The organism is Streptomyces sp. NPDC056480 (assembly GCF_042795405.1).
In the GTDB taxonomy this organism is placed as follows: domain Bacteria; phylum Actinomycetota; class Actinomycetes; order Streptomycetales; family Streptomycetaceae; genus Streptomyces.
The window spans coordinates 49,398-76,283 of the sequence record NZ_JBHTSA010000036.1; the positions used below are offsets into that span (position 1 = coordinate 49,398).

At 74.2% G+C, this 26,886-nt stretch carries 29 protein-coding genes and 1 pseudogene; 15 read left to right on the plus strand and 15 right to left on the minus strand.

The features are described 5' to 3' along the window. Positions 1-7: 7 nt before the first annotated feature. From ACFQ79_RS18205 to ACFQ79_RS18215, 3 genes are read right to left on the minus strand one after another with little or no spacing between them, the layout of a single operon-like run. Complete coding sequence (locus tag ACFQ79_RS18205; protein WP_383584494.1) at positions 8-898, minus strand: alpha/beta hydrolase; 891 nt, start codon at positions 896-898, stop codon at positions 8-10. Then, positions 895-1,617 (minus strand): SDR family NAD(P)-dependent oxidoreductase, encoded by a 723-nt coding sequence (locus ACFQ79_RS18210; RefSeq protein WP_383584496.1) that lies wholly within the window; start codon positions 1,615-1,617, stop codon positions 895-897. The genes ACFQ79_RS18205 and ACFQ79_RS18210 overlap by 4 nt, the downstream gene beginning before the upstream one ends. Continuing rightward, positions 1,614-2,741, minus strand: a complete 1,128-nt coding sequence (locus ACFQ79_RS18215) for an LLM class flavin-dependent oxidoreductase (RefSeq protein WP_383584498.1) — start codon at positions 2,739-2,741, stop codon at positions 1,614-1,616. The genes ACFQ79_RS18210 and ACFQ79_RS18215 overlap by 4 nt, the downstream gene beginning before the upstream one ends. A 96-nt stretch (positions 2,742-2,837) precedes the next feature. Between ACFQ79_RS18215 and ACFQ79_RS18220 the strand changes: the two genes are divergently transcribed. Both ACFQ79_RS18220 and ACFQ79_RS18225 read left to right on the plus strand, forming a co-directional pair. After that, entirely contained in the window at positions 2,838-3,446 is a 609-nt protein-coding gene (locus ACFQ79_RS18220) for a PadR family transcriptional regulator (RefSeq protein ID WP_383584500.1), read from the plus strand. Continuing rightward, on the plus strand, positions 3,437-4,156 hold the full coding sequence (locus ACFQ79_RS18225; protein WP_383584502.1) for a VWA domain-containing protein: 720 nt from the start codon (positions 3,437-3,439) through the stop codon (positions 4,154-4,156). Before ACFQ79_RS18220 ends, ACFQ79_RS18225 begins: the two co-directional genes overlap by 10 nt. On the opposite strand, the gene ACFQ79_RS18230 is transcribed toward ACFQ79_RS18225, so the two are convergent. Beyond that, positions 4,151-5,056: an aldo/keto reductase gene (locus ACFQ79_RS18230; RefSeq protein ID WP_383584504.1), complete on the minus strand. Its 906-nt coding sequence runs from the start codon at positions 5,054-5,056 to the stop codon at positions 4,151-4,153. The two genes, ACFQ79_RS18225 and ACFQ79_RS18230, sit on opposite strands and share 6 nt — an antisense overlap. A gap of 68 nt (positions 5,057-5,124) precedes the next feature. On the opposite strand from ACFQ79_RS18230, the gene ACFQ79_RS18235 reads away from it, so the two are divergent. The 3 genes from ACFQ79_RS18235 to ACFQ79_RS18245 all read left to right on the plus strand — a co-directional run bounded on the left by ACFQ79_RS18235 (position 5,125) and on the right by ACFQ79_RS18245 (position 6,603). Further along, positions 5,125-5,538 carry a MerR family transcriptional regulator gene (locus ACFQ79_RS18235; RefSeq protein ID WP_383584506.1) on the plus strand — a complete coding sequence of 138 codons (414 nt, stop codon included), beginning with the start codon at positions 5,125-5,127 and terminating at the stop codon, positions 5,536-5,538. Positions 5,539-5,543: 5 nt separating this feature from the next. Continuing rightward, positions 5,544-5,924, plus strand: a complete 381-nt coding sequence (locus ACFQ79_RS18240) for a VOC family protein (RefSeq protein ID WP_383584509.1) — start codon at positions 5,544-5,546, stop codon at positions 5,922-5,924. A gap of 163 nt (positions 5,925-6,087) precedes the next feature. Further along, the gene (locus tag ACFQ79_RS18245) at positions 6,088-6,603 is read left to right on the plus strand and encodes a pyridoxamine 5'-phosphate oxidase family protein (protein ID WP_383584511.1); all 516 of its coding nucleotides are present in this window, start codon (positions 6,088-6,090) and stop codon (positions 6,601-6,603) included. 28 nt (positions 6,604-6,631) lie between these two features. Here ACFQ79_RS18245 and ACFQ79_RS18250 read toward each other — a convergent pair whose 3' ends face one another. Together ACFQ79_RS18250 and ACFQ79_RS18255 are read right to left on the minus strand one after the other, a co-directional pair. Beyond that, the gene (locus ACFQ79_RS18250; RefSeq protein WP_383584513.1) at positions 6,632-7,636 is read right to left on the minus strand and encodes an acyl-CoA dehydrogenase family protein; all 1,005 of its coding nucleotides are present in this window, start codon (positions 7,634-7,636) and stop codon (positions 6,632-6,634) included. Next, positions 7,636-8,781: an acyl-CoA dehydrogenase family protein gene (locus ACFQ79_RS18255; protein WP_383584515.1), complete on the minus strand. Its 1,146-nt coding sequence runs from the start codon at positions 8,779-8,781 to the stop codon at positions 7,636-7,638. Before ACFQ79_RS18255 ends, ACFQ79_RS18250 begins: the two co-directional genes overlap by 1 nt. A 57-nt stretch (positions 8,782-8,838) precedes the next feature. Here ACFQ79_RS18255 and ACFQ79_RS18260 point away from each other — a divergent pair, with 57 nt between their 5' ends. From ACFQ79_RS18260 to ACFQ79_RS18280, 5 genes are all read left to right on the plus strand, one after another. Next, on the plus strand, positions 8,839-9,975 hold the full coding sequence (locus ACFQ79_RS18260) for an acyl-CoA dehydrogenase family protein (protein WP_383584518.1): 1,137 nt from the start codon (positions 8,839-8,841) through the stop codon (positions 9,973-9,975). Then, the gene (locus ACFQ79_RS18265) at positions 9,972-10,805 is read left to right on the plus strand and encodes an SDR family oxidoreductase (protein WP_383584520.1); all 834 of its coding nucleotides are present in this window, start codon (positions 9,972-9,974) and stop codon (positions 10,803-10,805) included. Before ACFQ79_RS18260 ends, ACFQ79_RS18265 begins: the two co-directional genes overlap by 4 nt. A gap of 17 nt (positions 10,806-10,822) precedes the next feature. Then, entirely contained in the window at positions 10,823-11,455 is a 633-nt protein-coding gene (locus ACFQ79_RS18270; protein WP_383584522.1) for a TetR/AcrR family transcriptional regulator, read from the plus strand. Positions 11,456-11,514: 59 nt separating this feature from the next. Further along, the gene (locus tag ACFQ79_RS18275; RefSeq protein WP_383584524.1) at positions 11,515-12,672 is read left to right on the plus strand and encodes an acetyl-CoA C-acetyltransferase; all 1,158 of its coding nucleotides are present in this window, start codon (positions 11,515-11,517) and stop codon (positions 12,670-12,672) included. A 432-nt stretch (positions 12,673-13,104) separates the two neighbouring features. Then, the gene (locus ACFQ79_RS18280; protein WP_383584526.1) at positions 13,105-14,847 is read left to right on the plus strand and encodes a DEAD/DEAH box helicase; all 1,743 of its coding nucleotides are present in this window, start codon (positions 13,105-13,107) and stop codon (positions 14,845-14,847) included. Here ACFQ79_RS18280 and ACFQ79_RS18285 read toward each other — a convergent pair. The 5 genes from ACFQ79_RS18285 to ACFQ79_RS18305 form a co-directional block, all read right to left on the minus strand. Further along, positions 14,772-15,674, minus strand: coding sequence for a tyrosine-protein phosphatase (locus ACFQ79_RS18285; RefSeq protein WP_383584528.1), 903 nt, complete (start codon positions 15,672-15,674; stop codon positions 14,772-14,774). The two genes, ACFQ79_RS18280 and ACFQ79_RS18285, sit on opposite strands and share 76 nt — an antisense overlap. Before the next feature lie 178 nt (positions 15,675-15,852). Then, a complete protein-coding gene (locus tag ACFQ79_RS18290; protein WP_383584530.1) occupies positions 15,853-16,905 on the minus strand; it encodes an NAD(P)H-dependent flavin oxidoreductase in 1,053 nt (350 codons plus the stop codon). Further along, positions 16,905-17,639 (minus strand): CoA-transferase subunit beta, encoded by a 735-nt coding sequence (locus ACFQ79_RS18295; RefSeq protein ID WP_383584532.1) that lies wholly within the window; start codon positions 17,637-17,639, stop codon positions 16,905-16,907. The genes ACFQ79_RS18290 and ACFQ79_RS18295 overlap by 1 nt, the downstream gene beginning before the upstream one ends. Then, positions 17,636-18,469 (minus strand): CoA transferase subunit A, encoded by an 834-nt coding sequence (locus ACFQ79_RS18300; RefSeq protein WP_383584561.1) that lies wholly within the window; start codon positions 18,467-18,469, stop codon positions 17,636-17,638. The genes ACFQ79_RS18295 and ACFQ79_RS18300 overlap by 4 nt, the downstream gene beginning before the upstream one ends. 29 nt (positions 18,470-18,498) lie before the next feature. Further along, positions 18,499-19,248 (minus strand): enoyl-CoA hydratase family protein, encoded by a 750-nt coding sequence (locus ACFQ79_RS18305; RefSeq protein WP_383584534.1) that lies wholly within the window; start codon positions 19,246-19,248, stop codon positions 18,499-18,501. Positions 19,249-19,315: 67 nt separating this feature from the next. Between ACFQ79_RS18305 and ACFQ79_RS18310 the strand changes: the two genes are divergently transcribed. Together ACFQ79_RS18310 and ACFQ79_RS18315 are read left to right on the plus strand one after the other, a co-directional pair. Continuing rightward, positions 19,316-20,095 (plus strand): SDR family oxidoreductase, encoded by a 780-nt coding sequence (locus ACFQ79_RS18310; protein ID WP_383584536.1) that lies wholly within the window; start codon positions 19,316-19,318, stop codon positions 20,093-20,095. Then, on the plus strand, positions 20,082-20,957 hold the full coding sequence (locus tag ACFQ79_RS18315) for an SDR family oxidoreductase (RefSeq protein WP_383584538.1): 876 nt from the start codon (positions 20,082-20,084) through the stop codon (positions 20,955-20,957). Before ACFQ79_RS18310 ends, ACFQ79_RS18315 begins: the two co-directional genes overlap by 14 nt. A gap of 39 nt (positions 20,958-20,996) precedes the next feature. Here the strand turns inward: ACFQ79_RS18315 and ACFQ79_RS18320 are convergent, their stop codons facing one another. Next, positions 20,997-21,203 carry a hypothetical protein gene (locus ACFQ79_RS18320; protein ID WP_383584540.1) on the minus strand — a complete coding sequence of 69 codons (207 nt, stop codon included), beginning with the start codon at positions 21,201-21,203 and terminating at the stop codon, positions 20,997-20,999. A 30-nt stretch (positions 21,204-21,233) separates the two neighbouring features. After that, positions 21,234-21,515, minus strand: a pseudogene (locus tag ACFQ79_RS18325) (MarR family transcriptional regulator); the annotation flags it as partial. Between the two features lie 443 nt (positions 21,516-21,958). Here ACFQ79_RS18325 and ACFQ79_RS18330 point away from each other — a divergent pair. Further along, complete coding sequence (locus ACFQ79_RS18330) at positions 21,959-22,387, plus strand: ribonuclease domain-containing protein (RefSeq protein WP_383584542.1); 429 nt, start codon at positions 21,959-21,961, stop codon at positions 22,385-22,387. A gap of 16 nt (positions 22,388-22,403) precedes the next feature. Here the strand turns inward: ACFQ79_RS18330 and ACFQ79_RS18335 are convergent, their stop codons facing one another. After that, positions 22,404-23,951 (minus strand): ankyrin repeat domain-containing protein, encoded by a 1,548-nt coding sequence (locus ACFQ79_RS18335; protein ID WP_383584544.1) that lies wholly within the window; start codon positions 23,949-23,951, stop codon positions 22,404-22,406. 249 nt (positions 23,952-24,200) lie between these two features. Here ACFQ79_RS18335 and ACFQ79_RS18340 point away from each other — a divergent pair, with 249 nt between their 5' ends. Continuing rightward, on the plus strand, positions 24,201-24,671 hold the full coding sequence (locus ACFQ79_RS18340; RefSeq protein WP_383584547.1) for a GNAT family N-acetyltransferase: 471 nt from the start codon (positions 24,201-24,203) through the stop codon (positions 24,669-24,671). 19 nt (positions 24,672-24,690) lie between these two features. On the opposite strand, the gene ACFQ79_RS18345 is transcribed toward ACFQ79_RS18340, so the two are convergent. After that, entirely contained in the window at positions 24,691-25,575 is an 885-nt protein-coding gene (locus ACFQ79_RS18345) for a hypothetical protein (RefSeq protein ID WP_383584550.1), read from the minus strand. 170 nt (positions 25,576-25,745) lie between these two features. Between ACFQ79_RS18345 and ACFQ79_RS18350 the strand changes: the two genes are divergently transcribed. Next, complete coding sequence (locus ACFQ79_RS18350) at positions 25,746-26,513, plus strand: serine protease (RefSeq protein WP_319309671.1); 768 nt, start codon at positions 25,746-25,748, stop codon at positions 26,511-26,513. The last annotated feature ends 373 nt before the right edge of the window (positions 26,514-26,886 follow it).

Consider the following 26,886-nt stretch of genomic DNA (forward strand, 5'->3'; position numbering starts at 1 on the left):
AGGGCTCTCACGGGGACACGGTCCTCAGCCACGCCGCCGCCCCCTCCAGTGCCGCGTCCGCCTCCGGCAGTGCGCCCGTGCCGGCCAGGAAGCCGTGGAACATGCCCGTGTGCAGGTGGACCTCGGTCCGGACGCCCGTAGTGGAGAGGCGGCGGGCGTAGGCGAGGCCCTCGTCGCGGAGGGGGTCGCAGTCGGCGAGGACGATCAGGGTCGGGGGGAGGTGCGAGACGTCGGCCGCCAGGGCGGGGGAGGCGGCGGCCGGGTCGCCTCCGGGGCCCGCGTACTGCTGCCAGTACCAGCGCATGTGTGCCGTCGTGTGGAAGTAGCCCTCCGCGAAGTCGCGGGCCGACCGTCCCTCCAGGCGGTGGTCCAGGGCCGGGTAGAAGAGGAGTTGGCCCGCCAGGGGCGGGCCGCCTCCGTCGCGGGCGCGCAGGGCCGCCGCCGCTGCCAGGTTCCCTCCGCTGCTGTCGCCCGCCAGGACCAGCGGGCGGCCCGGGTACCGGTCCGCCGCCCACCCCAGGGCCGTACACACGTCGTCCTCGGCCGCCGGGTGGCGGTGCTCCGGCGCACGCCGGTAGCCGACGGAGACGACGGTGGCGCCGGTACGGGCGGCGAGCGCGCGGCACGTGCGGTCGTGGGTGTCCAGGTCGCACAGGACCCAGCCGCCGCCGTGGGCGAAGACGACGACGAGGTCCTCCCGCCCCTCGTAGAGCCGTACGGGAACGCCGTGCGCCGAGGCGGCCGGGGCCGGGGGGATCTCGCCGAGGTGCGCCCTTGCCGCCGCCCTCAGCGCCTCCGCGCCCGCCTCCGGGCGCGGGAAGGCCGCCGACATCGCGTCGCAGAGCGCGCGGGCGGCCGGCGTGAGGGGGTCGGCGGGCCGTGCGTCGGTCGTCGTCATGCGGTGAGTCCTCCGTCGATCGTGAACTCGGCGCCCGTCACGTACGAGGACGCCTCCGAGAGCAGGAACGCGACCAGGTCCCCGACCTCCTCCGGGCGGCCCATCCGGCCCAGGGGGACGTGCGACCAGTCCCGGTCCGCGACCGCCGTCGTCATGGGGGTGTCGACGGCGCCCGGGTGGACCGAGTTGACCCGGACGCCGTACGGCGCGAGGTCGCGTGCGGCCGAGCGGCTGAGCCCGCGCAGGCCGAACTTGCCCGCTCCGTACGCCGCGTGGCCGGGGACGCCCACGCGGCCCGCCGTGGACGACACGTTCACGATCGATCCGCCGCCCGCCTCGCGGAGCGCGGGCAGCACGGCCTGGATGCCGAGGAACGGCCCCAACAGGTTGACCCGGAGGAGCAGTTCGAAGTTCTCGTAGGTCTCCGACTCCACCGGGGCCGTCCGCCAGAGGGCCGCGTTGTTGACGAGCCCGTCGATCCCGCCGTACGTGGCGACCGCCGTGTCCGTCACCGTGCGCCACCCGTCCGCCGACGTCACGTCGTGGCGGACGAAGACCGCCGCCCGGCCGAGGTCCGCCGCCACCGATCGGCCCTCCTCCTCCCGTACGTCGGTGAGGACGGCCCGCGCCCCGGCCGCCACCAGGAGCCGGGCCTCGGCGGCGCCCTGGCCGCGTGCCGCGCCCGTCACGATCACGACCTTGCCGTCCAGGGCGCTCACGCGGCCGCGTCCAGGGCCCGGAAGTGCGGGATGACCTTCGTGCCCCACTGGCGGATGGTCTCCAGGCAGGCCTCCTGCGGCACGGTTCCCATCTGGATCAGGCACATCACCTCGTCGACGCCGATCTCCCTGAGCCGTTCGACGTACGCGATGGCCGTGGCGGCGTCCCCGTACGCGTGGTCGGTGTTGTAGGTGCCGGTGTCGACCGGCCGGGCGGGGACGTTCGCCTCGTGCAGGCGGGCGATCAGCTCGTCCCGTTCACGGGCGAGCGCCCCTGCGTGGTCCTCGTCCTCCGCGTAGCCGGTGGGCGCGGGCGCGCCGCCGTACCAGTGGGCGATCGACTCGGCGAAGAAGCGCTGGCCCCGGGTGCCGAGCCGGAGCGCGCGGTCCGCGTCGTCCAGGACGACGGTCGGGCAGAGGGCGGAGAAGTGGTCGTTGACCTCGGTGGAGACGAACCGGGATCCGTCCCGGTCGGCGAGCGCCTCGTCGTACACCGCGCGCATCGCGCGGACGTCGTCGGCGCCCGCGAACCCCATCACCAGGGCTCCGATGCCGAGTTCGGCCGCCTGCCGGAGCGACGCGTGCTGCGAGCAGGCCATGAAGAGCGGCGGGTGCGGGTGCTGGACCGGGCGGGGCAGGATCGCGCCGGGGCCGATGTCGAGCGAGCCGTGCCACTCGAACTCCGGCTCGCGCCACGCGGCGGCGAGGATCCGCAGGGCCTCCTCCGTCTGCGGCGTGGTGTCCTCGGGGCGCACCCCGAACATCCGCATCTCCTGGCGGGTGGCGCCCCGTCCGGCGCCGATGTCGACCCGGCCGCCGGAGAGCACGTCGAGCATGGCGGCGCGTTCGGCGACCCGGACGGGGTGCTGGTAGCCGAAGGGCATGGTGACCACGCCGTGGCCGACGCGGATCGTGCGGGTGCGGGCGGCGACCCAGGTCAGGAAGATCTCGGAGGCGCTCATGTGGGCGTACTGGGTGAGGGAGTGGTGCTCGACCGCCCAGATCCGGTCGAAGCCCATCTCCTCGGCGAGGACGGCCTGTTCGACGCAGTCGTGGAGGACACGGTGTTCGCGGGCGGGGGTCGGGTCGACGAGCTGTGCTTCGAAGATCATGGAGAACTTCACGGGGTGCTCCTCCCGGAGAAGGGACAGCGAGTATGCCTAATCGAAATACTTCTAGCAGGCATAGGTGAGGGAGGGAAGGGCCGTAGACTGCCGACCGTGGCGGACGAAGAGACCGTGCCGGCGCTACCGGCGACCAGCTGGGCCGTGCTCGGACTGCTCTCCTTCGGGCGGGAGTTGTCCGGCTACGACCTCAAGAAGTGGTCGGACCGGTCCGTGGGGCTCTTCTACTGGAGCCCGTCCTTCAGTCAGATCTACAGCGAGCTCAAACGCCTGGAGAAGGCCGGATACGCCGGCTCGCGGCTGGTCGCCCCGGAGGCCGGCTCGCGCGACAAGCGCGTCTACCGGATCACCGACGAGGGCCTCGCCGCCGTCCGGCTCTGGGCCCGCACCGGCCCGCTCGACCCCCCCGCCCTCAAGCACGGGCCGATGCTCCGGCTCTGGCTCGGCCATCTCCTCGAACCCGAGCGGATGCGGGAGGTCCTCGCCGCGCACCGGGAGTACGCCGAGACCATGCGGCAGCGCGCCGAGGCCGACGCGGCGGACGCGTCGGCGGACGAGGCCTGGGCGTACCCCCGGCTCACCCTCACCTGGGCCGAGCGGTACTACACCGCCGAGCGCGATCTGGCCGACGCCATGCTCGCGGACATCGAGCAAGTGGAGCGGGACGCGGCGGGCGGCCCGGAGGGAGAGGGTCCATGGCACTGAGTCTGCGGAAGGTCGAGGAGACCGCGCCCGCGCTCGTCAGCCTCTACAAGCAGGCGGGCGAGTCGCTGCGACGGCACGGGATCGACGGGCAGCGCGTCGCCGTCTATCTCGTCGTCGACTACTCGGGGTCGATGAAGCCGTACTACTCCCGCGGCGCCGTCCAGGCCCTGGCCGACCGGGTACTGGGGCTCTCCGCGCAGCTCGACGACGACGGGCGGGTGCCCGTCGTGTTCTTCTCCACCGACATCGACGCCGAGACCGAGATCAGGCTCGACGACCACGCCGGCCGGATCGACCGGATCGTCGCCGGGCTCGGGCACATGGGGAAGACCAGCTACCACCTGGCCATGGACGCCGTCATCGACCACTACCTCGACAGCGGCTCCACCGCGCCCGCGCTCGTCGTCTTCCAGACCGACGGCGGGCCGATCAACAAGCTCGCGGCCGAGCGGTACGTGTGCAAGGCGGCCCGGCTGCCGATCTTCTGGCAGTTCATCGGCTTCGGCGACCCGAGCAGCCGGCAGTTCGAGTTCCTGCGCCGCCTCGACGAGCTGGACGTGCCGGCGAGGCGGCCCGTCGACAACTCCGGTTTCTTCCACGCGGGTCAGGACCCGAGCGGGATCCCCGACGCGGAGCTGTACGACAGGCTCGTCTCCGAGTTCCCCGGCTGGCTCGCCGCGGCCCGACGGCAGGGCATCGTCCGGTCATGAGGCGGCTTCCCCCACCTCCTCGCCGAGCCGGGCGAACTGCTCCTCGGTGAGGGCGAGGTCGAGCGCGCCCAGGTTCTCCACGAGATGCGCGGCCGAGGTCGTGCCCGGGATCGGGAGGATGTGCGGGGCCCGGTGCAGCAGCCAGGCCAGGGCCGTCTGCGACGGGGTGGCGCCGATCTCGCGGGCGACCCGGGCGACCGGTCCGTCCGGGCCCGCGTGTCCGCCCATGGCGACCGGGAAGAAGGGGACGAACGCGATCCCGCGTCCGGCGGTGTGCTCGACGACGGCCTCGTGGTCGCGGTTCGCCAGGTTGTAGAGGTTCTGCACGGCCGCGATCGGCGCGACCGCCTCGGCCTCCGCCAGCTGGGCGACCGTCACCTCCGACAGGCCGATGTGCCGGACCTTGCCCTCCTCCTGGAGCCGCCGCAGGGCGCCGATCTGCTCGGCGACCGGGAAGTTCTCGTCGATGCGGTGCAGATGGAGCAGGTCGATCCGCTCGGTGCGCAGCCGGCGCAGGCTCAGCTCGGCCTGCTGGCGCAGATAGGCGGGGTGCCCGAGCGGCACCCACTCGGTGGGGGAGGGCCGGACCACGCCGACCTTGGTGGCCACGGCGACCCCCTCGCCGTACGGACGCAGGGCCTCGGCGAGCAGCTCCTCCCCGGCCCCGAGGGCGTACGCGTCGGCCGTGTCGAAGAGGGTCACGCCCGCCTCGGCGGCCGTCCGCAGCAGCGCGACCGCCGCCGTCCGGTCGGCCGGAGCCGTCCAGATGCGGGCCTCCGGGCCGCTCGGGTCGCCGGGGCCGTCGGCGAGTCGCATCGTGCCGTAGCCGACCCGCCGGACCGGGAGGTCGCCACCGAGCTGGAATATCGTCGTGTCCGAGGCGTTCGTGTCGTTCGTCATGCTCGGACCGTAGGAGCTCACACGGATGTGAGGTTCAAGCGCGCACGGGCGAATGTGAGGGGGGTCACATGAAGATCGGTGAGCTGGCGCGCGAGACCGCGGTGAGCGTCCGGCTGCTCCGCTACTACGAGGAGCAGGGCCTCCTCGCCTCGGAGCGCACCCCCGGCGGGCAGCGGGTGTACGGCCCCGACGCCCCCGCCGTCGTGCGCCGGATCCGGGCCCTGCTCGGTGCCGGACTGCCGACCCGGGTCATCGCCGAGGTCCTCGACTGCGTCTGCGGCAGCGAGGCGGAGATCGAGCCCTGTCTCAGCCCGATGCTGGTCGCCCGGCTCGACGCGATCGACGAGCAGATCCACGACCTCCAGGGCGCCCGTTCCTCCCTCGCCGCGCTCGTGGCGGAGAGCGAGGGGAGGGAACTCGCCACCGCCGACCGAGCGAGGGGGAATCCGGTGGCCCGCGGTCGCGGCCGTGGGCGATCATGACGCCCATGACTTCTCTGGTACGACACGTGACCATTGACTGCGCCGACGCCTACGCCCTCGCCGGCTTCTGGGCGAAGGTCCTTGACTCCAAGGTCTCCGACGAGGACGAGCCGGGCGACGAGGAGGCGCTCGTCGAGACGCCCGGGGCCGGCCTGCTGTTCATCCAGGTCCCCGAGGCGAAGGCGGGCAAGAACCGCGTCCACCTCGACCTCCAGCCGCAGGACCGCACCCGTGACGAGGAGATCGAGCGGCTGCTCGGCCTCGGTGCGACCCTCCTCGACGACCGCCGGAACCCGGACGGCACCGGCTGGGCGACCCTGGGCGACCCGGAGGGCAACGAGTTCTGCGTCGAGCGCAGCGCCGCCGAGCGCGCCGCCACCTCCTGATCCCGGCCCCCGGCTCCCGGCCCCTGGCCCTGGCTTCCGGCCCTGGCTCCCGGCCCCTGGCTCCTGCCCATGGCTCCCGGCTCCTGACTCGTGGCGCCCTGATCCCGAGACGTACGGAGTAGTCCGGACAGTGGGTGTCGGGCATCCGGTGTTTCCTGGACGCATGGGAGACACCGGAACCGGAACCACCTGGTCGGCCTTCGAGGCCGCCGAACCCGCGTTCGCCGAGACCGTGCGCGAGCGCTTCGGGCAGTACACCCACCACGCCCTCGCCACCGTGCGCGAGGACGGCTCGCCCCGGCTCAGCGGCATCGAGGTGGGCTTCCGCTTCGGCGAGCTCTGGCTCGGCATGATGCCCGGCTCCCGCAAGGCCCACGACCTGCGCCGCGACCCCCGGCTCAGCCTCCTCGCCAACCTGGGAGCGGGCACCGGCATGGGCGGCGGGGACGTCCGCGTCTCCGGGCGGGCGGTCGAGGTCACCGACCCGGAGACCGTCGCCCGGTACGTCGCCGACGCGGGCGAGCCCCAGCCGTTCCACCTCTTCCGGGTGGACCCCACCGAGGTCGTACGGACCTGGGTGGACGGCGACGAGCTCGTCGTCCGCACCTGGTCCGCCGGGCGCCCGGCCCGCACGTTCCGCCGCGGCAACGACGACAGCCCGCCCCGCCGGGTGTCATGAGCCCGTTCGGCGGGGCGTCACGGCCCGGTCAGGAGTACGCGCCGAGGACCGCCGCCCGGCAGGTGGCCGGGTCGCCCCAGGCGTCCCTCAGGGGGCGGGCCTTGCGGAGCCACAGGGACAGGGGCAGTTCCTCCGTGTAGCCGATCGCGCCGTGGACCTGGAGGGCGGTGCGCGCCGCCGTGTACCCGGCCTCACCCGTGGCCGCCTTGGCCGCGGCCAGGTCCCCGGGCGTCATCGTCACCGCCGCCCCGAACAGCAGCGGCCGCGCGAACTCCAGGGCGAGCAGCGTGTCCGCCAGCCGGTGCTTGACCGCCTGGAACGCGCCGATCGGGGTGCCGAACTGGGAGCGCTGCCGGGCGTACGCCACCGTCCGGTCGAGCAGCGCCAGGCCCACGCCCAGCGACTGCGCGGCCGTCGCCAGCATCGCCCAGCGCCGGGCCTGCCCGGCCGCGACGGCCACCGCGGGGCCCTCGGCGAGCAGTTCACCGCCGGGCTCCGGGCGGGCGAGCCGGCGCGCGGGGTCGGCGGAGACCCGGACCGGCCCGTGACCGGGCGCCCGCCGCAGCTCCTCGCCGCGTACGAGGAGCACCGTGTCCGCCCGGTCGGCGTCCAGCGCGTACGGGACGGAGTGCCGTACGGCCTCCGTCCCCGCGATCGCCAGCGTCGCCGTCCGCTCGCCCGCCGCCAGGGCCGGCAGGAGGCGTTCGGCCGGGCCCGGGTCGCCCAGTCGCGCCAGTTCCCCGAGGAGCACCGCCGTCGCCACCGTCTCCACCACCGGGCCCGGCACCGCGTGGCGGCCCAGCTCGACGAAGGCATGGGCGAGTTCGACCGGGAGCGGGCCCGCTCCCCCGTACTCCTCCGGGACCGCGAGCGCGCACACCCCCGCCTCCGCGAGCCGTCCCCACAGCGCCCGCCCCGGGGCGGGGTCGTCGCCCGCCCAGGACCGTACGGCCGCCGGGGTGTCCGCGGCGGTGAGCAGCGCGTCCAGGGAGCGGGCGAAGGCGCGCTGTTCCTCGGTCGGCAGGAAGGTCATCAGCGGCGCCCCTTCGGGAGGCCGAGCAGCCGCTCGGCGATGATGTCGCGCTGGATCTCGTTGGTGCCCGCGTAGAGGGGGCCCGCGAGGGAGAAGACGTACCCCTCGGCCCACGCGCCGTCCGCGAGTTCGCCGTCCGGGCCCAGCAGGTCCAGCGCCGTCTCGTGCAGGGCCAGGTCGTACTCCGACCAGAAGACCTTGTTGAGGCTGGACTCGGCCCCCGACGGTGCCCCTGTCGCCGACCGGGCCGCCGCGCCCGCCGTGAACAGCTGGTACGCCCGTGCCCCGATCACCGCGTCCGCCACCCGGTCCCGCAGCGCCGGGTCCGCCGGGTCGCCCTCCGCCCTCCAGAGCCGGACGAGCCGGTCGGCGGCGGCGAGGAAACGGCCGGGGGAGCGGAGCATCAGTCCGCGCTCGTTGCCCGTCGTGGACATCGCGATCCGCCAGCCCTGGCCCGGCTCCCCGATCACGTCCTCGTCAGGGACGAACACCTCGTCGAGGAACAACTCGGCGAAGGCCGGTTTCCCGTCGAGGCGGCCGATGGGCCGGACGGTCACCCCCGGCGCCCGCAGGTCGAACATGACGTAGGTCAGGCCCCGGTGGGGCCGGTCCGCCTCGGGGTCGCTGCGGAAGATGCCGAAGGCCCGGTCGGCGAAGGCGGCCCGGGAGGACCAGGTCTTCTGGCCGGAGAGCAGCCAGCCGCCGTCCGTGCGGACCGCGCGCGAGGTGAGGGACGCCAGGTCGGAGCCGGCCTCGGGCTCGGACCAGGCCTGCGCCCAGATCGTCGCGCCGGTCGCCATCGACGGCAGCACGCGCGCGCGTTGTTCCGCCGTGCCGTGGTCGAAGAGGGTGGGCGCGAGGAGCTGGACGCCGTTCTGCGAGACCCGGCCGGGCGCCCCCGCCGCCCAGTACTCCTCCTCGAAGAGCAGCCACCGGCCGAGGTCGACGCCCCGGCCCCCGTACTCCTCGGGCCACGACACCACCGACCAGCGGGCGGCGGCCAGTTCGGCCTCCCAGGCGCGGTGGGCGGCGAAGCCCTCGGCCGTCTCGAGGGAGGGCAGCGGCTCGGCGGGGACATGGTCCCGCAGCCACTCCCGGGCCTCCGCCCGGAAGGCCTCCTCGGTCCGCGTGTACGAGAGATCCATCGGTCACCCCGCCCTCACCCGTTCCCTAACAAGTGTTTGGTAGGTTAACGTACGGCCATGAGCAGCGTCGAGGAGTTCCGGGCGGAGATACGGGGCTGGCTGAAGACCCACCTCAGCGGCTCCTTCGCCGCCCTCAAGGGGCGCGGCGGACCCGGCCGCGAGCACGAGGCCTTCGCCGAACGCCTCGCCTGGGAGCGGCACCTGGCCGCCCACGGCTGGACCTGCGTCGGCTGGCCCGAGGAGCACGGCGGGCGCGGCGCGAGCATCGAGGAGCAGATCGCCTTCCACGAGGAGTACGCCCTCGCCGACGCCCCCGCCCGCGTCAACCACATCGGCGAACAGCTCCTCGGCCCCACGCTCATCGACCACGGCACCGAGGAGCAGAAGGCCCGCTTCCTGCCCCCGATCCGCGCCGTCGAGGAACTCTGGTGCCAGGGCTACAGCGAACCCGGCGCCGGCTCCGACCTCGCCGCCGTCCGCACCCGCGCCACCCTGGAGGACGGCCGGTGGGTGGTGAACGGGCAGAAGATCTGGACCTCCCTCGCCCACGAGTCCCAGTGGTGCTTCGTCCTGGCCCGGACGGAACCCGGTTCACGGCGCCACGCCGGGCTCTCGTACCTCCTCGTCCCCCTCGACCGGCCCGGCGTCGAGATCCGGCCCATCGTCCAGCTCACCGGCACCAGCGAGTTCAACGAGGTGTTCTTCGACGGGGCCGTCACCGACGCGGCGAACGTCGTCGGCGCGCCCGGCGACGGCTGGCGGATCGCCATGGCCACCCTCGGCTACGAACGCGGCGTCTCCACCCTCGGCCAGCAGGTCGGCTTCCGCCGCGAACTCGACGCCCTCGTCGCCCTCGCCCGCCGCAACGGCGCCGCCGCCGACCCCGACATCCGCGACCGCCTCACCCGCGCCTGGGCCGGCCTGGAGGCGCTCCGCGCCGGCGCCCTGCGCGGCACCGACCCCTCCGCCGCCAAGCTGTACTGGTCCCACTGGCACCGCGACCTCGGCGAACTCGCCCTCGAGGTGTGCGGCCCCGCCGCCACGCTGGCCGCCGGAGCCCCGTACGAACTCGACGACTGGCAGCGGCTGTTCCTCTTCTCCCGCGCCGACACCGTCTACGCCGGATCCAGCGAGATCCAGCGGAACATCATCGCCGAGCGGGTGCTCGGCCTCCCGAAGGAGCCGCGCCCATGACCCGTCCCCCCGCACCGCCCTACGTGAAGGGCCACGGACTCCTCGCCGGGCGCACCGCCGTCATCACCGCCGCCGCCGGAGCCGGCATCGGCGGCGCCACCGCCCGCCGCTTCCTGGAGGAGGGCGCCCGCGTCCTCGTCAGCGACGCGCACACCCGGCGCCTCAAGGAGACCGAGACCGCGCTCGCCGCCGAGTTCGGCGCGGACGCGGTCGCCTCCCAGCCCTGCGACGTCACCGACGAGGCCCAGGTCCAGGCGCTGTACGACACCGCCGTACGGCTCCACGGACGCCTGGACATCACCGTCAACAACGCCGGCCTCGGCGGCACCGCCGAGCTCGCCGACATGACCGACGAGCAGTGGAACCGGGTCCTCGACGTCACCCTCGGCGGCACCTTCCGCTGCACCCGCGCGGCCCTCCGCCACTTCCGCGAAGCGGCCACCGGCTCCGGTGACAGCTCCGGCTCCGGCTCCGGCACCGGCACGGGCGGTGTCGTCGTCAACAACGCCTCCGTCGTCGGCTGGCGCGCCCAGGCAGGCCAGGCCCACTACGCCGCCGCCAAGGCCGGCGTCATGGCCCTCACCCGCTGCGCGGCCGTCGAGGCCGCCGCGTACGGCGTCCGCGTCAACGCCGTCTCGCCGTCCCTCGCCATGCACCCCCACCTGGCCAAGGTCACCACCACCGAACTCCTCGACGAGCTGACCGCGCGCGAGGCCTTCGGCCGTCACGCCGAGCCCTGGGAGATCGCCAACGTCATCGTCTTCCTCGCCGGCGAGTACTCCTCCTACATGACCGGCGAGACGGTCTCCGTCAGCAGCCAGCACCCGTAGGGGACCAGAATGGACGTGTGCCGAACACTCCCCAGAGCTCGACGAGCAAGAAGAAGACCCCGGTGAGCGGCGGGCCCGAGCGGCGCCGTGAACTCCTCGACACGGCGGCCGAGGTGTTCGCCGCCCAGGGGTACAACGCCACCACCGTCCGCAAGATCGCGGACGCCGCCGGCATGCTCGCCGGCAGCCTCTACTACCACTTCGACTCCAAGGAGTCGATGCTCGACGAGATCCTCTCCACCTTCCTCGACGAGCTCTGGGAGGGATACGACGCCGTCCTCGACGCCGGACTCGGGCCCCGCGAGACCATCGAGGCCCTCGTCACCGAGTCCTTCCGCGAGATCGACCGGCACCGCGCCGCCGTCGCCATCTACCAGAAGGAGTCCCGGCACCTCACCGACCAGCCCCGCTTCCAGTACCTCACCGACTCGCAGCGCACGTTCGAGAAGGCATGGCTCGGCACCCTGGAACGCGGGGTCGCCGCCGGGGTCTTCCGCGCCGATCTGGACGTCCGCCTGACCTACCGGTTCGTCCGCGACACCGTCTGGGTCGCCGCGTCCTGGTACCGGCCGGGCGGACTGCACAGCCCCGAGGAGATCGCCCGCCAGTACCTGTCCATGGTCCTGGACGGAATCGCCGTACGCACCTGACGACGCACGGTCCCGGCACCCGCCCCGTGCGTCCCGTCCGACCCACCGGAGGAGTCGCCATGCCCGAGGCCTACATCGTCGAAGCGGTCCGCACGCCCGTGGGGCGCCGAGGAGGCGGACTCTCCGCCGTCCACCCGGCGGACCTCGCCGCCCACGCCCTGAAGGCCCTCGTCCTCCGGGCGGGCATCGACCCGGCCGCCGTCGACGACGTCGTCCTCGGCTGCCTCGACACCGTCGGGCCGCAGGCCGGCGACATCGCCCGTACGGCCTGGCTGGCCGCGGGCCTCCCGGAAGAGGTCCCCGGAGTGACCGTCGACCGCCAGTGCGGCTCGTCCCAGCAGGCCGTGCACTTCGCCGCCCAGGCGGTGATGTCCGGCACCCAGGACCTCGTCGTCGCCGGCGGCGTCCAGAACATGTCCATGATCCCCATCGCCTTCGCCTCCCGGCAGGCCGCCGAACCCCTCGGCCTCACCGGCGGCCCCTTCCACGGCAGCGAGGGCTGGCGCGCCCGGTACGGCGACGCGCCCGTCAACCAGTTCCACGGCGCCGAGCTGATCGCCGAGAAATGGCGGATCACCCGCCGCGACCAGGAGGAGTTCGCCCTCCGCTCGCACGAGCGGGCGCTCCGCGCGATCGACGACGGCCGCTTCGCGCGGGAGACCGTGGCGTACGGCGACGTCACCGTCGACGAGGGGCCGCGCCGCGACACCAGCGCGGAGAAGATGGCCGGGCTCCGGCCGGTCGTCGAGGGCGGCACCATCACCGCCGCCTGCTCCTCCCAGGTCTCCGACGGGGCGGCGGCGCTGCTCCTGGCCGGCGAGCGGGCCGTACGGGAGCACGGGCTCACCCCCCGGGCCCGGATCCACCACCTCTCGGCGCGCGGCGAGGACCCGATCAGGATGCTGTCCGCGCCGATCCCCGCGACCGCCCACGCGCTCAAGAAGACCGGCCTGACCATCGACGACATCGACCTCGTCGAGATCAACGAGGCCTTCGCACCGGTCGTCCTCGCCTGGCTGAAGGAGACCGGCGCCGACCCCGCCCGCGTCAACGTCAACGGCGGCGCGATCGCCCTGGGCCACCCGCTCGGCGCGACCGGCGCCAAGCTGATGACGACCCTCCTCCACGAACTGGAACGCACCGGAGGCCGCTACGGCCTCCAGACCATGTGCGAGGGCGGTGGCCAGGCGAACGTCACGATCATCGAAAGGCTGTGACCGGCGACGGCGGGGTGGCCGGACCGTCCTGCCGGAGGCAGGCGCAGCCGCCCGAAGCCCGGGAGGCCCCCTGGGGCCGAGTGGTGCGAGGCTGGCCGGTGGGGGAGGGGCCCATGTGCGAGGGCGGTGGCCAGGCGAACGTCACGATCATCGAAAGGCTGTGACCGGGGCGGTGATCCGGCGCCGTTCCGCTGTGAGGTCGCCCACGTCACACCCTCCTGGTCAGGTCTGATCCGTCCGGGCATCGGTCGGGAGGGGCGGGAAGGTTCCGGGGCGCACTATTGTTCCGGTAGAGACATCCGGGGCTCGTACCGCGCGTTCCGGGAAAAACAGCCGGGGCCCGTATCGCGTGTTCCGGGTAGAGCAGCCGGGGCCCGCACCGTGCAGGTGCGGGCCCTGGCTGTGCCGCGAGCACCGGCCAGAAAGGCACGCATGACCCGCTCCGAACGCCCCCACAAGCGCAGCCCCCGCACCGCCCAGGCGAAGTCCACGTCACAGCCGAAGGCCTCCCGCGGAGGGCGCCGTCCCTCCGCGCCCCCGCCGCCGAGCGAGTTCACGCCGCCGGAGACGGTGACGCCCGCCCTGCCCGCGGTGGCCGCCTTCGCCGACCTCGACATGCCCGAGGGCCTGCTGCGGACCCTGGGCGAGCAGGGCGTCACGGAGCCGTTCCCGATCCAGGCCGCGACCCTCCCGAACTCGCTGGCCGGCCGTGACGTGCTCGGCCGGGGGCGTACCGGCTCCGGCAAGACCCTCGCGTTCGGACTCGCGATCCTGGCCCGCTCGGCCGGCCGCCGCGCCGAGCCCGGCGCGCCGCTCGCGCTCGTCCTGGTGCCCACCCGCGAGCTCGCGCAGCAGGTGACCGACGCGCTCACCCCGTACGCCTCCGCGCTGCGGCTCCGCATCACCACCGTCGTCGGCGGCATGTCGATCAGCCGGCAGTCGTCCGCGCTGCGGCGCGGCGCCGAGATCCTCATCGCCACGCCCGGCCGGCTCCACGACCTGATCGACCGCGGCGACTGCCGTCTCGACCAGGTCGCCGTCACCGTCCTCGACGAGGCCGACCAGATGGCCGACATGGGCTTCCTGCCCCAGGTCACGAAGCTGCTGAAGCAGGTCGAGCCGGGCGGGCAGCGCCTGCTGTTCTCGGCCACCCTCGACCGGAACATCGACCGCCTGGTCAAGATGTTCCTCGACGACCCGGTCGTGCACTCGGTCGACCCGTCGGCCGGCGCGGTCACCACCATGGAGCACCACGTCCTGTACGTGGCGGACGAGACCGACAAGAAGGCCGTCACGCTGCGGATCGCGGCCCGCGACGGCCGGACGATCCTCTTCCTGGACACCAAGCGGTCCGTGGACCGGCTGGTCAAGCGGCTCCTCGCCAACGGAGTACGAGCCTCCGGCCTGCACGGCGGCCGCTCGCAGCCGCAGCGCAACCGGACCCTCGACCAGTTCAAGAGCGGTCAGGTCACCACGCTCGTCGCCACGAACGTGGCCGCGCGCGGCATCCACGTCGACGACCTCGACATGGTCGTCAACGTCGACCCGCCGATGGACCACAAGGACTACCTGCACCGCGGCGGCCGCACCGCCCGCGCCGGCGAGTCCGGCAGCGTCTTCACCCTGGTCCTGCCCGAGCAGAAGCGCGACATGGGCCGTCTGATGTCGAACGCGGGCATCAGCCCCCGTACGGCGCAGATCAAGTCCAGCGACGAGCAGCTCGTCGAGCTGACCGGCGCGCGGGAGCCCTCGGGCGTCCCGGTCGTCGTCGAGACCCCGCAGCCGACCCAGCCGCGCAAGCCGGCCGGGTCCGGCTCCGGTGCCGGCGGCGGCCGCTCCGCGGGCCGGCGCCGCCGTCCCGCCGCGGCCGGAGGCACGGCCGGTACGGGCACGGGCTCGGGCCGTTCCGGAGCAGCGGGCACGGCCTCGGGCCGCGCCGCCGCCTCCTCGGGCCGTACGGCGGGCTCCGCGGGCCGTACCGCCGGTTCCGCCGGTGGCTCGGGCCGCGCGTCCGGCGGCGGCCGGGGCGCCGGCTCCGGCACGGGCGGCGGACGCGGTGCCGCCGCGGGCGCCGGAGCAGGTGCCGCCCGCTCCGGGCGTCAGGCCCCGGCCACCAGCCGTTCGCGCAGCGCCAGCAGCTCGCGGAACTCCAGGCCGAGGCCGTCCGACACGTAACGGAACACGCTCCCGTAAGAGGAGCGCAGCTGCTCCAGGGCGGTGTCGAGGTACTCCGCCCGCACCTCCTGGAGCGGAATGATCAGGGCCGGGTTCTGCATGAGCCCGGCCTGTTTCAATCCCTCCCGCACCCGTGCGTCGTACGTGGCGCGGAAGGTGTTGGACGCCAGGTAGTCCGCGCGGGCGAGGGAGTCGGGCACGCCGAGGAGCGTGAGCAGCAGCCAGCCGGTCCAGCCGGTGCGGTCCTTGCCCGAGGTGCAGTGCAGGAGCAGCGGTCCCCGGCGGGGGTCGGCCAGGTCCCGCAGGGTCGCCGCGAAGGCGGCCCGGTTCGCGGGGTCGGTGACGAAGGTCCGGTACACCTCGCGCATGAACGCGGCGGCCCGTCCACCGCCCAGCATCTCCTCCTGCCGCACCGGGTCGCGTGAGCCGATCGCGGTGAGCAGCTGTCCGAACAGGCCGTTGTCGGTGACGGGCCGGGGGACCGGGACGGCACCGGCAGGGAGCCGGTCGGCGCCGTCGTAGCCGACCTCCAGGGGGATCCGCAGGTCGACCACGGTGCCGAGGCCGAGTCCGGCGAGTGTGGTCAGGTCCGCGTCGGTGAGCTTGGCGAGGTGGTCGCCCCGGTAGGCGCGGCCGTACCGGACCCGGCTCCCGTCGTACGTGGGATAGCCGCCGAGGTCACGGACGTTGACGGCGCCCTGGAGCGGGATCTGCCGGATCGGGGGCGCCTGTGGGGACCGGGGGCGGGCGACCGCCTCCGTGGGCAGGGCGCCGAGCAGGGCGGTGGCGCCGGTGGCGGTGAGCAGCGCGCGTCGAGACAGGTGCACGGCCGGACTCCTTTGCGGCTCAAGGGGGTTGAGGGTCGAGGGTGGGTGGTGCGGCGTGGGGGTCGTTCCTCCGGATCGCTTCACCGGGTCGCCCGTGGGGGTCGTTCCTCCGGATCACGTCACCGGTCGCCCGTCGGGGTCGCTCTCCGGATCGTCTTCTCCGGGGCACCCGTCGGAGTCACCCGTCGGGGTGCGGCAGCGTCCGCAGGACCTGCGCGGCCTCCGCCATGATCCGGGTGACCAGTTCCTCGCAGCCGGGCAGGTCGTCGATGACTCCCGCGACCTGACCGGCGGCCATGATGCCGAGGTCGGTGCGGCCCTCCACCATGGACGCCCGCAGCAGCATCGGGGTGTTCGCGGCGAGCAGGACCTGGCTCCAGGAGAGGTCCTTGCCGTGGCGCATGGCCAGTCCGTCGCGGATCATCGCGGGCCAGGAGAGCCCGGAGATCCGGCGGAAGCCGGCCGCCCGGCGCACCGCCCGGGCCAGGGACCGTACCCGCCCCGCGTTCTCCAGGGACGCGACGAGGTCGGTACGGAGCATGCGGTGCGGCAGCCCGTCGACCGCGGTCGTCACGGTGACGTCCTTGACGGTGGCCGCCAGATAGCGGGCCTTCACGGCCTCCGGAACGGTCGAGTCGGAGGTCAGCAGGAAGCGGGTGCCCATGGCGATCCCCGCCGCCCCGTGGGCGAGGGCGGCGACCAGCCCCCGCCCGTCGCGGAAGCCGCCGGCGGCGATCACCGGGATGTCGACGGCGTCCACCACCTGCGGCAGCAGGACGGTCGTCGCGACCTCGCCGGTGTGGCCGCCGCCCTCGCCGCCCTGGACGAGGACCGCGTCCGCGCCCCAGCCGGCGACCTTCTCGGCGTGCCGCCGGGCGCCGACCGAGGGGATCACGACGACCCCGGCGTCCTTCAGCTCGGCGATCAGGTCCCGGGACGGCGCGAGGGCGAAGGAGGCGACCCGTACGCCCTCGTCGACGATGATCCGGACCCGTTCGCGGGCGTCCCCGGCGTCGGCGCGCAGGTTCACCCCGAAGGGCCGGTCGGTGCGGGACTTCACCTCGCGGACGGCGGCGCGGAGTTCCTCCACGGTCATCGTGGCGGAGGCGAGGATCCCGAGCGCGCCCGCGTTCGCGGTGGCGGAGACGAGCCGGGGCCCGGCGACCCAGCCCATCCCGGTCTGCACGAGGGGGTGGCGGACGCCGACCAGCTTGGTCAGGGCGGTCTCCATCAGGACCTGACCTCGCGGTTCCGCAGCCCGCCCGGGTCGATGACCTCGCGGATCAGCCGGAGTTCCTCGGCGGTGGGCTCACGGGTGTCCGGCACGTCCGTGCCGATCACCAGGTCGAAGCCGGTGGCCGCCCGGACCTCGTCGACGGTGACGCCCGGGTGCACCGACACCAGCCGCATCGCGTGGTCGGGCGTCTCGAAGTCGAGGACGGCGAGGTCCGTCACCACCCGGGGGAGACGGTGGTACGGCCCGACGGCATGGTCGTAACCGACACCGCAGATCATGTCGACCCGCTCGACGAAGACCCGGGGCGAGTGCTTGGGGATCCAGTAGCTCACCGGATTGTTCAGCGTGTTGGCGGGCGCGCCGCGGACGCCGAGGAGCTGCCGGGCCGGTCGTTCCCAGTCGCCGATGCAGGAGATGTTCTGGTTGCCGTACCGGTCGATCTGGCTGGCGCCCATCATCACGTGCCGCCTGCCGCCGGTGACCATGGTGAGGTGCCTGCGGTACGGCAGCCAGCCCTCGGGCCGCCCGTCGAGGCCGACGAGCAGGGCCTCGCCGTCGGTGAGGAGGAGGTCGGGGGAGAAGGTGCGTTTGGCCAGGCGGGCGCCGAAGGAGGGGATCAGGCCCATGGGGCTGGCGAGCACCTCGCCGTTGTCGCGCCAGGCCTCCGCGCAGGCGATCACGCAGTAGTCGGCCCGGCCGGTCGCCGTCGTCGTCGCGTCCGTCGTCACTTCCGCTGCTCCTTGTGCCAGGCCTGGACGGCCGCCTGGTAGTCGTCCTCGCTCTTGCCCGAGAGGAAGCGTTCGGCGAACTCGGGCCAGGGGGTGGTCGCGTAGAGCTTCTGGAACGGCTCGTCGCGGTCGTGGTCGGGGACACAGGAGGTGAAGTGGGCCCCGTTCGGGGTCTCGACGACGCCCGTGACGCTGTGGCGGCTGACGAGGAGGGTCTGCGGCACGGTGTCCGGCCCGAAGGAGTCCACCACCCGCTCGCAGGAGACGTACGCCGAGTCGGCGGCCTCGCAGAACAGGTCGTCGAAGTACGGGTCGGGGCCGAGGTACTGGCCGTTGCCGAGCCGGTCGGCGCGGTTGACGTGGACCAGTGCGGCGTCCATCCGCAGCGCGGGCACGGCGACGAACTCCTCGCCGTCCTCGTACGGGGAGGTGACGGTCCGCAGGCCCGGGTTGACCCGCATGACGTCGGAACCGAGGCCGGCCCGCACCGGCAGGAAGGGCAGCCGGTTGGCGGCGGCGTGCAGCCCCCACATGAACATCGCCTCGTCGAGTTCGGTGAGTTCGAGGGCGCCGCGTTCGCGGGCGGCCCGGTAGTGCGGTTCGAGGGGGACGGAGTCCAGGGTCACGAAGGGCGCGACGAGCCGCCGGATCCGGCCGGCGGCCGCGAGCAGGCCGATGTCGGGGCCACCGTACGAGATCACCGTGAGATCGCCGATCTCGGACCGGAGCAGCGCTCTGACCAGGGCCATCGGCTTGCGCCGCGAGCCCCAGCCGCCGATCCCGATCGTCATGCCGGAGCGGAGCCGGCCCACGACCTCCTCGGGGCTCATCACCTTGTCCGTCTTCTCCGCCCTCCGGTTCACGGGGAGCTCTCCTTCCCGAAGGTGTCGCGGACCCGGTCGGCGACCCCGCTGAGATTGGCCTCGAAGGTGAAGCCCTGCTCGAAGCGGTAGCTGCGCCGGACGTCCACGGGGTCGATGCCGTTGAGCGCGGCCTTGGCGAGCCGCAGGAGACTGCCGTCCTTCGCGGCGATCTCCCCGGCCAGACCGACGGCCGCGTCGAGCAGTCCCGCGCGCGGCACCACCTGCCACACCGAGCCGTGGGCGTGGAGTTCGGCGGCGGTCGCGGTCCGCGCGGTGTAGTAGAGCGCCCGCATGAGGTGCTGGGGCACGAGCCGCGCCAGATGGGTGGCGGCGCCGAGCGCGCCCCGGTCCAGCTCGGGCAGTCCGAAGACGGCGTCCTCGGCGGCGACGATCGCGTCGGCGTTGCCGACGAGCCCGATGCCGCCGCCCAGACAGTGTCCGGCGACCGCGGCGACGACCGGCACCTCGCACTCGTACACGGCGGCGAAGGCCTCGGCGCAGCCGCTGTTGGCGCCGATCAGGGAGGTGTGCCCGGGGTCGCGCTGCAACTCCTTGATGTCGACGCCCGCGTTGAAGCCGCGGCCCTCGGCGGTGAGGACGACGCAGCGGACCTCGGGGTCGCGGCCCGCCGTGCGGACGGCGTCGGCGAGCGCGTACCAGCCCTTCACGGGAAGGGCGTTGACGGGTGGGAAGTCGACGGTGACCAGGGCCACGCCCGGAGTGGGGCGCGAGGTGCAGACACCCATGAGTGGATCAGCTACCTTTCCACCAAACGTTTGTTAGGTACCCTCTCGAGGAGGAAGGTAGCAGCCGATGGAGCTGGACGGGAGGGTCGTGCTCGTCACCGGCGGAACCCGAGGCGTCGGCGCGGGCATCGCCCGCGCCTTTCTGCGGGCCGGCGCCCGGGTCGCCGTCTGTGCCCGCAGACCCCCGGACGCGCCGGTCGAAGCGGCCGGCCGCACCGCCGAGTTCCACCCCGTCGACCTGCGGGAACCCACCGCCGTCAGGGAGTTCCTCACCGAGTTCGCCGCGCGGTACGGACGGCTCGACGCGCTCGTCAACAACGCGGGCGGCACCCCGTACCGCCTCCTGGGGGAGGGCGACGCGGAACGCCACGCACGGGTGGTCGAGCTGAACCTCACCGTCCCGCTCGCCGTCAGCCTCGCCGCCCACCCGCTCCTCCGGGCCTCGCACGGCGCCGTCGTCATGATCGGCAGCGTCAGCGGCACCCGGCCCTCCCCGGGCACGGCCGCCTACGGCGCGGCCAAGGCGGGCCTGGAGAACCTCGCCCGCTCGATGGCCGTCGAATGGGCACCCGAGGTACGGGTCAACACCCTGGTCCTGGGCATGGTGGAGACCGAACTGTCCCACCTCCACTACGGCGACGAGGCCGGGATCGCCGCCGTCGGCCGGACCGTACCGCTGGGCCGGCTCGCCACGCCGGACGAGATCGGGGAGGCCGCCGTCTTCCTCGCCTCCGGCCGGGCGGCCTACGTGTCGGGGGCCTCGCTGCTCGTGCACGGCGGCGGGGAGCGCCCCGCCTTCCTGGATGTCGCAACCGCCAACAAGGAGAGCCGAGATGGGTCTGTGTGACGAGCGAGTGGTGATCGTGACGGGAGCGGGCCGGGGGCTCGGCCGGGCGCATGCGCTCGCCTTCGCCGCCGAGGGCGCCCGGGTCGTCGTCAACGACCTCGGGGTCGGTCTGGACGGCCGCCCCGGGCCGGACGGTCCGGCGGCCGCGGTCGTGGCGGAGATCAGGGCGGCCGGCGGTGAGGCCGTCGCCCACGGCGGCGACATCGCGACCACCGAGGGCGCCGCCTCGCTGGTCGCGACCGCCCTCGACACCTACGGACGGCTCGACACCCTCGTCAGCAACGCGGGCTTCCTGCGCGACCGGATGCTCGTGAACCTCGAAGAGGCGGACTGGGACGCGGTCATGCGGGTCCACGGCAAGGGCCACTTCCTGCCGCTGCGGCACGCGGGCGCGTACTGGCGGGCCGAGGCGAAGGCCGGACGGGCGCCGGTGGCGCGGGTCGTCCACACCACCTCGGGCGCCGGACTCCTCGGCAGCGTCGGGCAGGGCAACTACGCGGCGGCCAAGGCCGCGATCGTCGGCCTCACCCTCGTCGCGGCGGCCGAGCTCGCCCGGTACGGGGTCCAGGTCAACGCGATCGCCCCGGCGGCCAGGACCCGGATGACCGAGCGGGTCTTCGACGGTCTGGACGCGCTGCCCGAGGACGTGTCGCCGCTCGTGGTGTGGCTGGGCTCGGCCGCATCGGACGGCGTGACCGGCAGGGTCTTCGAGGCCGAGGGCGGCCGCCTCACCGTCATGGAGGGCTGGCGGCCGGGCCCGACGGCCGACAAGGGCGCGCGCCGGACCCCGGCGGAGGCGGGGGAGACGGCCCGGCGCCTCCTGGCGGAGGCGGAGCCACCGCGCCCGGTGTACGGGGCTTGAGCCGGCGCGCCCGGTGTACGGGGCCTGAGCTGCGCCCTGCTACTCCGTGAGGCGTTTGGTCGCGGCGCGCTGGCGTGCGGTCGCCCCGGTCAGGAAACGGGTGATCGTCGCCAGTTCCTCGGTCGTGAACTCCTCGTAGAGTTCGTGGACCTCACGTGCCCAGTCGTCGAAGAGGGGGGCGAGTTCGGCCAGCTTCTCGGGGCAGGGCTCGACGAGCACCCGGCGCTTGTCCGTCGGGTGCTTCACCCTGCGGACGAACCCCTTGCGTTCCAGGCGGTCGACGAGCCCGGTGACGGAGGCGGGGGCGAGGCCGGAGTGCTCGGCGAGCTCCTTGGCGGTGAGGGCGCCGTGCCGCTGCAGCAGGTCGAGCGTCTTGGTCTCGGTGGCGCCCAGGTCCTGCTGCGCGGCGACCGCCGAGTGGAAGGCGACGGAGGCGGCGCTGGAATCCCGGCCGGCGGCGGTGAGGGCCTCGTCGTCCCGCTCGTCGGCATCGTCCTGTCGACCGCCCCGGCCGAGCTCGCGGGCGGCGCGTCCGGAGTCTTCTCCACGGCCCAGCAGTTCGGCGGCGCGCTCGGCGCGGCGGTCATCGGAACGGCCTGGTTCGCCGGCCTCTCGCTCGGCGCGGCGATGCCGTGGGTCCTCGCCGCGTACGGCGCGGCGGCCCTGCTCAGCCTGCGGCTCCCGGCGGGCGGCCGCGGCTGAGGCCCGCCCGTAGGAGCGTGTCTGCCGTGGCCGAGACCCGCTCCCGCTCGCGTGTCAGCCGCGGCCGAGACCCGCTCCCGCTCGCGTGTCGGCCGTCGGAGTCCGAGGGGCTTCGACGGCCGCCGGGCGTTCCCCGGCCACGCGCGACGCGAGCCCGGCCGCCGGCCCGCGTTCCCCGCGGGCCCCCGGTCACTCCCGCGTACACGGGATCCGCACGTTCGCGGGCAAGGAGTTAACGTCCGGCGAATTGAAGGGAGTTCGCCTTCCCGGCCGGATCTACGCGCGTCAAAATCTCAGCCATGCGAATCCGCCCTCGATTCACCCTCGCCGGCGGTGTCGCCGCCGCCCTCGTCTCCTCCCTCCTCCTCGGTGCCCCCGCCACCGCCGCCGCCCCGGCCCCCGCGCCCCCCGCCGTCGTGACCTCGGTCGCGGCCACCGCGGCCGTCGGGGACATCTGCTACTCCGACCTCCCCAGCCAGGCGTACACGACCCTGCGTCTGATCGACGCGGGCGGCCCCTTCCCGTACAGCCAGGACGGCTCCGTCTTCCAGAACCGGGAGCGGATCCTGCCGGCCCACTCGCTCGGCTACTACCACGAGTACACGGTCAAGACCCCCGGGTCCTCCACCCGCGGCGCCCGCCGGATCGTGACCGGCGACTCGGCGCAGGAGGACTACTACACGTCCGACCACTACGCGTCCTTCGACCTGATCGACTACGGCTGCTGAGGCACGCCCGAACAGATCAGGCGCGGCGCGGCGACGTCCATTCCAGCCGGGTCCTGACCCGGGGATCGTGGACGTACTCCAGAGCGGCGAGCGCCGTCTCCCGCGCCGCGCCCTCCGGGTCGCCGTCCGCCAGGGCCGAGGCCAGCGCGTCGACCGCGCGCGGGTCCTGACGGATCGCGAGCCCCCGCGCGGCCTCCGCCGCCGTCTCCGGATCGGTGTCGCCGAGCCGCTCGGCGAGCCCCTCCCGTACCAGAGGGGTGTCGTCGGGCAGTTCGGCGAGCGCCAGCGTCGCCCAGTCCCGTACCCGCGCGTCCCCGTCCCGGCTGAGCGCGAGCAGCACCCCGAGCGCCTCCAGGTGCCCGGCCGGCACTATCCCGGCGAGGGCCCCCGCGACCGCCCGCCGGACGGCCGCGTCGGGATGCCCGGCCGCGGCGAGGAGTTCGGGCACGGCCGCCGGGTCCCCGCACTCCCCGAGCGCCGTCACCACCGCGAGCACCGGCTCCCGCGCCGGCACCGGCGAAGACCCCGGCTCCCGCGCGGACGGAATCCGCCCGCGCCCCGCGGGTCCCGGATCCCGCGGCGGCCCCGCCACCGTCACCTCCGCCGCGAGCCGGCGCAGCACCGGGACCGCGCTCGGCGCGAAGCCCGGCAGGGCGCCGAGCACCCGCGCGCCCAGCGCCCGGCGCAGCGGGTCGCGGTAGGCGCACCACGCCGCGGCCGCCACGAACGTCTCCTCGTCGGCCCGGCCGGCGAGTTCGGCCACCGCGGTCGTCCAGTCGTCGAGCTCCGGATCACCGCAGCGCAACGCCCGCGCCGCCAGCTCCTCGTGCGAGGTGTGCAGCCCGAGTGCCGCCTCGATGAGCGTGGCGATCGCCGCGTGCCCGGTCTGGCGGTCGTCGCCCCGGCCGGGCGCGCCGTCCTCCCGCAGCAGCTCGACGACCACCGTCACCCCGCCGTCCTCGCGGACCCGGCGGACCACCGCCTCGTACGTCTGGCCGCCCTCGTTCCCCGCGACGAGTCCGCGCCGCAGTTCGGCCGCCATGTCGACGCCGATCCAGCGCCGGGCCTCCCGCAGCGCGGCCTCCCGGGAGTTCGCCCCGTGGTCGAGCAGCGCCCGTACGCAGCCGGTGGAGCCGCGCCGGGCGGCGGCTACCAGCGGCAGGATCCCGTCGGGGCCGCGCCGGTCGGGGTCGGCCCCGTACTCGAGGAGCAGCCGCGCCGTGTCGGTGTGGCCGAGCCGCAGGGCCCAGGCGAGGGCCGTGAAGCCGTACGCCTCCTCCTGGTCGGGCGCGGCGCCCGCCGCGAGCAGGGCCCGTACCACCTCGGTGTGCCCGCCGACCGCCGCGCCGCACAGCGGCAGATCGTCGCCGTCCGTGCCGCTGCCCCGGCCGGGATCCGCCCCGGCGGCGAGCAGCACCCGCACGATTCCGGCCTCGTTGCCGACGGCCGCCCGGTACAGCGCGGTCTCCTCGTCCTCCCGCCCCTCGGGGTCGGCCCCGTCCCGCAGGGCCTGTACGGCCCCGTCCTCGTCCCCGTCACGGATGGCGTCGAACAGCGTGCTCATGAGCCGACCCTGACCCGCCGTCCGGCCCTGGCGCAAATCGATTCCCACCCCCCGCTCCCGCGCGCCGCCCGACTCCCCGCCCCCTCTCCCGTGCCTCACTCCCCGGCCCACCGCCCGCCCCGCCTCCTGTGCCTCGCTCCCCGGCCCGTTCTCCGCTCCACCTCCCGCCTCCCTCCGGCCCGCACCCGCTCCGCCCGTCCCCCTTCCGGCCCATGGCCCGCTCGTACGCCTGTGCCAGAATCGGGCCGCATGACGCACGATGACGATCACGGTCGGGACGGCGCGACGCTCAGCGTCGGCCACGGGGACACCGCACTCGCCAAGGCCCTGGAGCAGGGGCTCGACGCCTTCAACTTCGCGGCCACGCACACCACTCCCGAGGACCAGGGCGAGTTGTCCGTGAAGGCCGTCGACGCGAACGGCGAGCTGATCGGCGGGCTCACCGGCTGGACCTGGAGCGGCCTCTTCGGCATCGACATGCTGTGGGTCCGCGAGGACAGCCGGCAGGACGGCTGGGGGAGCCGGCTCCTGCGCGCCGCCGAGGACGAGGCGCGGCGGCGCGGCTGCGACCGCGCCACCGTCTCGTCGTTCACCTTCCAGGCACCGGACTTCTACCGGCGGCACGGCTACGTCGAGACCGGCCGGGTGCTCGGCATCCCCGGTGGTGCCGAGGACGTCCACTTCCACAAGAGCCTGGTGCAGGCCCCTTCGGAGAGCTAGGGACCGTGCCGGACCGGCCCTAGCCGGCGCACTCCAGCACCGTCCGGCACACCCCGCACCGGGCCTTCAGCGCCCGGCCCGCCGGGATCCGCAGGCGCTGCCGGCAGACCGGGCAGAGGAACGAGACACCGGTCGCGGGCGCCCCGCCGGTGAAGGAGTACGGGGCGCCCTCGCCGGCCCGGCCCCGGCGCCGCTCCCAGCCGTACCTGCGGCGCTCGGCCCAGCCCGCCCCGGCGAGCGGCGGCGCCGCCCGCTCGCGTTCGGCCTCGGCCCGGCCCCGTACCCAGGCCTCGTACGCCACCGCGCTGGTGAACCACGGTGACGGGTCCTCGCCGAACACCCCGGCCCGCTTGGCGAGGACGTAGCCGAACTCCTCCGGAGTCAGATAGCCGAGCTTCTGGCTCTCCACACCGTCCTGCCGGTACGCGTCGAGCAGCAGCCACCCGGCGCCCAGGTACGTGGTGACCACGTCGGTGAGGATCTCGTTCTCCGCGGTCCCGGGGAAGCCGAGGCCGAGCCGGTGCAGCAGGACATGGGTGATCTCGTGGGCGAGGGCCGCGCCGATGTCCCTGCGGCGGGTCCTGAAGCGGTCGTTCAGTTCCACGAAGTACTCGGGTCCCGCGGCGAGCTCGACGGCCGCCGCGTGCTCCATCGGCCGGAAACTCACCACCAGGCGCGCCTCGGGCAGCCGCAGGTGCCGGACCAGGGCGCGGGCCACCCGCTGGGTGCCGAGGTGGAGGTCCTCGTCGTCGCCGAGGGCCACGTCGGCGGGCGGCACGCTCGTCGGGTAACGGTGCACGCCGTCGGGGGAGAGGCGCCGGTAGAGCGCGGTGAGCGAGGCCCCGACGGCGGCGCGGTGCGGAAAGCCGTGGGCGACGCGGTCGCCCTCCTGACGATTCGGCATACGGGACCCCCTGCGGCACATTTTACGGTCCGACGCGGTGTGGCTGAAAAGGCTTCCTTGTGGCGGCAGTTGAGAGTTGTCCATAATCCGGACATGACTTGACGGGCGCATGTCATCGCCTGTCGAGGCAACCCCCCATGAGAGAAGGCAGACACGTGAATCAGAACCGAATGGTCCGTGCGCTCCAGAAGCTCGCCGCGGCCGGCGCCGTCGTCCTGGCGGCCGTCAGCCTCCAGCCCACCACCGCCTCCGCCGCTCCCGCCCCGGTCGTCGGAGGCACCCGCGCCGCCCAGGGCGAGTTCCCCTGGATGGTCCGGCTCTCCATGGGCTGTGGCGGCTCGCTGATCACCCCGCAGGTCGTCCTCACCGCGGCCCACTGTGTGAGCGGCTCCGGCAACAACACCAGCATCACCGCCACCGCCGGAGTCGTGGACCTGCAGAGCAGCAGCGCGATCAAGGTCAAGTCCACCAAGGTCCTCCAGGCCCCCGGCTACAACGGCAAGGGCAAGGACTGGGCGCTGATCAAGCTCGCCAGCCCGATCACCTCGCTGCCCAACCTGAAGATCGCCGAGACCACCGCGTACAACAGCGGCACCTTCACGGTGGCCGGCTGGGGCGCCGCCCGTGAGGGCGGCGGGCAGCAGCGCTACATGCTCAAGGCGAACGTGCCGTTCGTCTCCGACGCCTCCTGCCAGAGCTCGTACGGCAGCGACCTCGTCCCCGCCGAGGAGATCTGCGCCGGCTACAGCCAGGGCGGCGTCGACACCTGCCAGGGCGACTCCGGCGGCCCCATGTTCCGCAAGGACAACGCCGGAGCGTGGGTCCAGGTCGGCATCGTGAGCTGGGGCGAGGGCTGCGCCCGCGCCGGCTACCCGGGCGTCTACACGGAGGTCTCGACCTTCGCCTCCGCGATCAAGTCCGCCGCGGCCACGCTGTAGCGGACCGTACGAACAGGTGCCCCGGAGCGGCCTCGGCTCCGGGGCACCGCCGCGCGCCCGCCGCCGCCACGCACCGCGCGGGCTCGGCGGAGGCCCGACCCGACGCCCTCCTGCGGGGTGTGGGCTCGGCGGAGGCCCGGCTCGACGCCTCCTGCGCCGCGCGGACTCAGAGGTACGCCGGGCTCGACGCCCTGGGCGGACGCCCGACCCGACGCCCTCCTGTGGGGTGTGGGCTCGGCGGAGGCCCCGGCCCGACGCCTCCCGCGCCGCGCGGGCTCAGCTTGAATTTAAAGGTTTTCCCTCGGCTCGTTGGGTCGGGGGTTGTCCTTTTTGTGGTGGTGTTTGCCGACGGGGTGGCGGGGTGCGGGGCTGG